This window comes from Vibrio sp. H11 (genome assembly GCF_004804295.1).
In the GTDB taxonomy this organism is placed as follows: Bacteria; Pseudomonadota; Gammaproteobacteria; order Enterobacterales; family Vibrionaceae; genus Vibrio; species Vibrio ostreae.
Window position 1 is genome coordinate 69,010 of record NZ_SSHN01000018.1, and the last position, 6,170, is coordinate 75,179.

Genomic DNA, 6,170 nt, shown 5'->3' on the forward strand with positions numbered 1-6,170 from the left:
TTCCACAGTAGCGCGGTTATGAGCAGTAAAATCGATCACCAGTTGTTCTCGGCCCATGAGCAGGCCCTGAATCACGAACCTTGTCCTCAATGTGGCGGGGCGCTTGCGCTTCGCCATGGCAAACACGGCCCTTTTCTGGGCTGCAGCCAGTATCCGGCCTGCGACTATATCAAACCACTTCATCACAACGATGGTCACATCATCAAAGAGCTCGGTGTGCCTTGTCCGGAATGCGGGCATGAGCTGGTTTTACGCCAGGGACGCTACGGCATGTTTATCGGTTGCAGTCATTACCCGGCTTGTCACCATATTGAATCGCCGGACCAGCCGGCAGACGCCTCTCCACAGCGGCAGGCTCTGGCTTGTCCTGAGTGTGCAACCGGTCATCTGGTTGAACGTAAAACCCGATTTGGTAAAACCTTTTTTGCTTGTGATGCTTACCCTAAGTGTAAGTTTGCCGTTAACCTGCCACCGGTGGCCGGGCAGTGTGAAGCGTGTGGTTTTGGCTTGCTGATCGAGAAGAAGCTCGCCAGCGGTACCCGTTATCAGTGTGCGGCCCGAAAATGCGGCCATACGCAGAGCAGTGATTCGTCACCGGCGCAATAATCTGTAATCTGCACAATAAAAAACGGCGCCTCAGGGCGCCGTTGCGGTTTCGATTCAGCGGCAATTATTGTGGCTGAATCTGACGTGCTACTTCCTGTACGGCAGGGAAGGCATCGGCGTCGAGCACTGTGGCCAGTTCACACAGCTTGCGCTGCAGCTCACCGCTGTAGTCGGCCGTCACGTTGATATGGCCCATTTTACGCCCCGGACGTTTTTCTTTGCCGTACCAGTGAATATGGCAACCTTCCATCGCCAGCAATTGTGTTGGCAGAGTATCTTCACCCAGGATGTTGATCATGGCGGTTTCACGGATCAGCTTGGTGCTGCCCAGAGGCAGGCCGCATACCGCGCGCAGATGATTTTCAAACTGACAGGTTTCTGCACCCTGCTGGGTCCAGTGACCAGAGTTATGCACACGCGGCGCAATTTCATTGACCAGCAGTTCGCCCTGCACATCAAAGAACTCCAGTGCCAGTACGCCGACGTAATCCAGGCTGTCTGCCACTGCGCTGAACATCTGTTTCGCTTGTTGTTGTAACTGCGGCGCATCAATCGCGGTCGACAGGCTGAGTACGCCGTTAACATGGACGTTTTCCGCCAGCGGATACACCGCGATTTCGCCATTGCTGCCACGCGCACCCACCAGGGAAACCTCGCGGTCAAACGGGACAAATTGCTCAGCGACAATCGCCTGGTTGTCTGACGCAGCGATACATTGTGCCATTTCAGTCCAGATTGCATCGGCATCAGCCGCTTGTTTAAGACGCCACTGGCCTTTGCCATCGTAACCACCCAGCGCACTTTTCAGTACCATAGGAATGCCGATTTTTTCGATCGCTGCATCAAAATCGGCCCGGTTGTTAATCACCGCGTATTTGGCGTTACGGACACCGGCATTATCCAGCAGGGCTTTTTCTAGCCGGCGATCGCCACCGGCTTTGATGGCTTGTGTGCTGGGCAGGAATTTCCCGCTGCGCTCGCATACGGCCAGCACGTCATGTGGGATATGTTCGAATTCTGCGGTGATCACATCCGCTTGTTCAATTGCCTGCTCCAGGCCGTGACCGACCACAGCCTGGGTGAGCGGATGCACCACATTAGCGCTGGTCACATCAAAAGCGCTAATGCCAATATTGAGTGGCGCGCCTGCCAGCGACATCATGCGCGCCAGCTGGCCGGAACCTAATACCAGAACGTGCATAGGATTACTCCTCAGCCGGATTCGGGTTAGCCAGCACGGTTTCGGTTTGCGCGGCACGGAACGCTTCTACCTTGGCCATGATGGTTTCATCCTGCGTGCCGAGGATTTGCGCTGCCAACAGACCGGCGTTCGCCGCACCGGCTTCACCGATGGCCAGGGTGCCTACCGCAACACCTTTTGGCATTTGTACGATAGAGTACAGTGAATCGATGCCCGACAGAGCACGCGACTGTACTGGTACGCCAAGGACTGGCAGGCTGGTAAAGGCTGCTGCCATACCCGGCAGATGAGCCGCGCCGCCTGCGCCGGCAATAATGACTTTCAGGCCACGCTCTTTTGCGCTTGAGGCATAATCGGCCAGAAGTTGAGGGGTACGGTGCGCTGAAACCACTTTTGTTTCGTAAGGAACACCAAACTGATCCAGCATCTCTGCTGCTAGCTTCATGGTTGGCCAATCCGATTTTGATCCCATGATAATGCCGACTTTCATCTCAAACTCCTTCAAGCGTTTTAATTTGGGTGAGCGATCGTTGGCGCATTATACGAAGATTTTTCTCGCAAGCAAACGTTTGCGCTGATGGGGTGTTTCCCGACCGCTAAATTAGCCATAATTAGATTTAGCTGTCACGCCGGATAATTTGTACACTAAGCGGCAAATACAGAGCAGGTCAACAGAGCCTGGCAAGTACAAGTCAGCTAAATAGTAGGAATCTCAGGTGAATAATTTCGAACATACACTGCAGGCATTGCAGTCTGGTGAAGTGATTGCTTATCCGACCGAAGGCGTATTCGGGGTCGGTTGCGATCCGGATAACCCGCAGGCGATTGAAAAACTGCTGCAGCTCAAGCAGCGCCCGGTGGAAAAAGGTCTGATTCTGATTGCGGCTTCTTATCAGCAGTTGCTGCCTTATATTGATGAATCGCAGCTGACTGCTGAACAGCTGGAGCGGGTTCAGTCAACCTGGCCCGGTCCGGTGACCTGGATCATGCCGGCCAGTGAGCGGGTCTCATCCTGGGTCAGCGGCCAGTTCGACACCATCGCGGTACGGGTGACTGATCATCCGCTGGTACAGCAGCTGTGCCAGGCGTACGGCAAACCGCTGACGTCAACCAGTGCTAACTTGTCCGGGCTGCCACCATGTATGACTACGGCAGAAGTCGAGCAGCAACTAGGCGACAAGCTGGTAGCGATTCTGCACGGTGAAACCGGCGGACGGAACAAGCCAAGCGAAATTCGTGACGCGAAAACACTTCAGGTCTTAAGACAGGGTTAACACAAGGACACCACCATGCCGAGTATAGATAAAGAAGCGGTCAAACAGTTCCTGCTCGAATTACAGGACTCTATCTGTCAGCAGCTCGAAGCCGTCGATGGCGCGGCCCGATTTGAAGAAGATGCCTGGCAGCGTGAGCCGGGTGAACGTCTGGGCGGTGGTGGCCGTACCCGGGTGATGCGCAATGGTCAGGTGTTTGAGCAGGGCGGTGTGAACTTTTCTCATGTTGCGGGTCAACAGATGCCGGCCTCTGCGACGGCGCATCGTCCTGAACTGGCCGGGCGTTGCTTTGAGGCCATGGGGGTGTCACTGGTGATGCATCCTAACAACCCTTATGTGCCGACTTCGCATGCTAATGTGCGTTTCTTTATCGCCGAAAAAGAGGGTGAAGCACCGATCTGGTGGTTTGGTGGTGGCTTTGACTTAACGCCGTTTTATCCGTTTGAACAAGATTGTCAGCACTGGCACCAGACGGCAAAGGATCTGTGTCAGCCATTTGGTCCGGATGTCTATCGTGAGCATAAAGCCTGGTGTGATGACTATTTCTACCTGCCGCACCGTGAAGAGACGCGTGGCATTGGCGGCCTGTTTTTCGATGATCTGAATCAGTGGAGTTTCGCGCAGTGCTTCGATTACATTAAAGCAGTGGGAAAAGGCTATACCCAGGCCTATTTGCCGATTGTTGAACGTCGTAAGCAGACACCCTACGGCGAGCGTGAGCGTGACTTCCAGCTCTATCGTCGCGGCCGTTACGTCGAATTCAATCTGGTCTTTGACCGCGGCACCTTGTTTGGCCTGCAGTCAGGAGGCCGTACTGAGTCGATTCTGATGTCGATGCCTCCTCTGGCTCGCTGGGAATATCGCTATCAGCCTCAGGAAGGCAGCGCCGAGGCACAACTGGGTGAGTTTTTAGTACCGCGCGAGTGGTGACAGAATTTCGTGTCGGTGGTAGGGTCGCATCAGCGACCCTATTTTCTATTCAGGATTCAGGCAAAAATAATTCAGGCATGGATATGGCTTTTCAAAACGATCATTATGCAGTGTTCGGCAACCCTATTGGGCACAGCAAATCCCCTTTTATACATACTCTGTTTGCCCGTCAGACTAACCAGTCGATGACATACACGGCGCAGCTTGCACCGGTCGATGGTTTTGTCACGGCAGCCACACAGTTTTTCGCCACTGGTGGAAAAGGCTGTAATGTGACTGTCCCTTTTAAAGAAGAGGCGTTTCAGTTTGCCACCCGGCTCACTGAGCGTGCCCGTCTGGCAGGAGCGGTCAATACGCTGAAAAAGCTCGACGACGGCATTATTCTCGGTGACAACACCGATGGTGAAGGTCTGGTTCAGGATCTGATGTTGCACCAGGTGGTACTGCAGGATACCAATATTTTACTGATTGGTGCCGGCGGTGCCGCACGCGGGGTGATCAAACCTTTGCTGGATAAAAATCCTCGTTCTATTACTGTGACTAACCGGACGTTGAGTAAAGCTGAGCAGCTGGTGGCGAATTTTGCCAGTGATGAGCGGGTGCAGGCGGTAGCGATGGATCAGGTCGCCAGCGGTTACGATGTGGTAATCAACTCCACCTCGGCCAGTCTGGAAGGCAAACTGCCTGAGGTCAGTGGTGCGATCTTCGGTTCGCACAGCGTGGCGTATGACATGATGTATGGCAAAGGACTGACCGTCTTTAACCAATGGGCACTGGACAACGGTGCTGCTCATGTCTACGACGGGCTGGGTATGCTGGTTGGCCAGGCGGCGGAGAGCTTTATGTTATGGCGTGGTTTACGTCCCGGCACAAAGCAAATTCTGCGCGAGTTACGTAACAACCTGGAAGCGTAAAATGAATCAGTCAATTTTATTTCCTGATATACAACGTTGGGATGAAGTGCTGCAGGCGGTGGTTTTTCCGGCTCAGCAGTCCGGAGCCCTGATCGAATGTGTGGTGCCATTAACTGAACTGAGTCGTTTAAGCGGCCGGGTAGTTGAGGGTAGCCAGCAAGCGCTGGATACATTTGCCGAGTGGCGCTTTGATCTTGAAGAGAGCGCTGAGGCACTGATTGAAGATGAAGCCTTCAATCAGTACGGACAAATTGAAGTCGTCAGCTGACGACTTCGACTTCATTCATATAGTCATTTTTGTTCTGCACATAGTTTTGGGCAGATTTGACTAAAAATGCCTTCTCTTTGTCGGTCAGTGCGCGGGCTTGTTTAACCGGGCTGCCGACATATAAATAGCCACTTTGTAAGACTTTGCCTGGTGGTACCAGACTACCGGCCCCGATCATGACATCGCTTTCTACTACCACGCCGTCTAAGATAATCGCCCCCATACCGACCAGTACCCGGTCGCCTATAGTGCAGCCGTGCAGCATCACTTTATGGCCGACAGTCACATCATCACCAATCAAAAGCGGATAGCCATCCGGGTTCTCCGCGTTTTTATGGGTCACATGCAGTACGCTGCCGTCCTGAATATTGGAACGCGCGCCGATCTGTATATGGTTCACATCGCCGCGCGCCGCGACCAGTGGCCAGACACTGGCGTCGTCACCTAAGGTGATATCGCCGACAATGATGGCGCTGCTATCGACATAAACCCGCTCACCCAATTGGGGAATGATTCCTTTATAACTACGAATTGCGCTCATGACGCCTCCTTATTTAGGCTGTAAAGGCCAGTTTAGAAGTGAAAGAGTGTAAGAAATAGCCCTTTGTGAGTAAAAAAACGTCAAACGACAAAAAAAACGGAAAAAACGATAAAAAGCCCTTGCCAACGTGAGCGCGATCTCTATAATGCCCCCTCGCTGACACGGCAAAGCTTCGCAAGAAACCAAGCAGTCAGTCAGGTTCATTTTAAAAGCTGAAAAGCTTGCGAAAATAAATTTAAAAAGTGTTTGACACCAAAATTTATCTCGCTAAAATGGCCGCCTCTTCCACGGTGACTCAGTCACTGCAGTCGGAAGAGAAGCTCTTTAACAATATAAACCTATCAATCTGTGTGGGCACTCGTTGATGATAATCGAAGATGATTCTAAAGAATCAACTTAGGTATCAATGAACTGAGTGACCAATTTGAATGAGCAA

8 protein-coding genes are annotated in these 6,170 nt (G+C 52.7%); 5 read left to right on the plus strand and 3 right to left on the minus strand.

Annotated elements, in window-relative coordinates:
- Nucleotides 1–18 precede the first annotated feature (18 nt).
- Nucleotides 19–606 carry a type I DNA topoisomerase gene (locus E6C74_RS19765; RefSeq protein WP_136487767.1) on the plus strand — a complete coding sequence of 196 codons (588 nt, stop codon included), beginning with the start codon at nt 19–21 and terminating at the stop codon, nt 604–606.
- A gap of 64 nt (nt 607–670) precedes the next feature.
- Here the strand turns inward: E6C74_RS19765 and E6C74_RS19770 are convergent, their stop codons facing one another.
- Together E6C74_RS19770 and purE are read right to left on the minus strand one after the other, a co-directional pair.
- On the minus strand, nt 671–1,807 hold the full coding sequence (locus tag E6C74_RS19770; protein ID WP_136487768.1) for a 5-(carboxyamino)imidazole ribonucleotide synthase: 1,137 nt from the start codon (nt 1,805–1,807) through the stop codon (nt 671–673).
- 4 nt (nt 1,808–1,811) lie between these two features.
- Complete coding sequence (gene purE, locus E6C74_RS19775) at nt 1,812–2,297, minus strand: 5-(carboxyamino)imidazole ribonucleotide mutase (protein WP_136487769.1); 486 nt, start codon at nt 2,295–2,297, stop codon at nt 1,812–1,814.
- 226 nt (nt 2,298–2,523) lie between these two features.
- Here purE and E6C74_RS19780 point away from each other — a divergent pair, with 226 nt between their 5' ends.
- The 4 genes from E6C74_RS19780 (at nt 2,524) to E6C74_RS19795 (ending at nt 5,193) form a co-directional block, all read left to right on the plus strand.
- Nucleotides 2,524–3,081 carry an L-threonylcarbamoyladenylate synthase gene (locus tag E6C74_RS19780; protein WP_136487770.1) on the plus strand — a complete coding sequence of 186 codons (558 nt, stop codon included), beginning with the start codon at nt 2,524–2,526 and terminating at the stop codon, nt 3,079–3,081.
- A 15-nt stretch (nt 3,082–3,096) separates the two neighbouring features.
- The gene (gene hemF / locus E6C74_RS19785; protein WP_136487771.1) at nt 3,097–4,011 is read left to right on the plus strand and encodes an oxygen-dependent coproporphyrinogen oxidase; all 915 of its coding nucleotides are present in this window, start codon (nt 3,097–3,099) and stop codon (nt 4,009–4,011) included.
- Nucleotides 4,012–4,094: 83 nt separating this feature from the next.
- A complete protein-coding gene (gene aroE / locus E6C74_RS19790; RefSeq protein WP_136487772.1) occupies nt 4,095–4,925 on the plus strand; it encodes a shikimate dehydrogenase in 831 nt (276 codons plus the stop codon).
- Nucleotide 4,926: 1 nt separating this feature from the next.
- Complete coding sequence (locus E6C74_RS19795; protein ID WP_136487773.1) at nt 4,927–5,193, plus strand: DUF1488 domain-containing protein; 267 nt, start codon at nt 4,927–4,929, stop codon at nt 5,191–5,193.
- On the opposite strand, the gene E6C74_RS19800 is transcribed toward E6C74_RS19795, so the two are convergent.
- Nucleotides 5,186–5,734, minus strand: coding sequence for a gamma carbonic anhydrase family protein (locus E6C74_RS19800; protein ID WP_136487774.1), 549 nt, complete (start codon nt 5,732–5,734; stop codon nt 5,186–5,188). The genes E6C74_RS19795 and E6C74_RS19800 overlap by 8 nt on opposite strands.
- Between the last annotated feature and the right edge of the window lie 436 nt (nt 5,735–6,170).

Bases quoted from the DNA above. Each gene is read 5' to 3' on its own strand.
- E6C74_RS19765 (WP_136487767.1), top strand. From the start codon at position 19: ATGAGCAGTAAAATCGATCACCAGTTGTTCTCGGCCCATGAGCAGGCC.
- E6C74_RS19770 (WP_136487768.1), bottom strand. From the start codon at position 1,807: ATGCACGTTCTGGTATTAGGTTCCGGCCAGCTGGCGCGCATGATGTCG.
- purE (WP_136487769.1), bottom strand. From the start codon at position 2,297: ATGAAAGTCGGCATTATCATGGGATCAAAATCGGATTGGCCAACCATG.
- hemF (WP_136487771.1), top strand. From the start codon at position 3,097: ATGCCGAGTATAGATAAAGAAGCGGTCAAACAGTTCCTGCTCGAATTA.
- aroE (WP_136487772.1), top strand. From the start codon at position 4,095: ATGGCTTTTCAAAACGATCATTATGCAGTGTTCGGCAACCCTATTGGG.
- E6C74_RS19795 (WP_136487773.1), top strand. From the start codon at position 4,927: ATGAATCAGTCAATTTTATTTCCTGATATACAACGTTGGGATGAAGTG.
- E6C74_RS19800 (WP_136487774.1), bottom strand. From the start codon at position 5,734: ATGAGCGCAATTCGTAGTTATAAAGGAATCATTCCCCAATTGGGTGAG.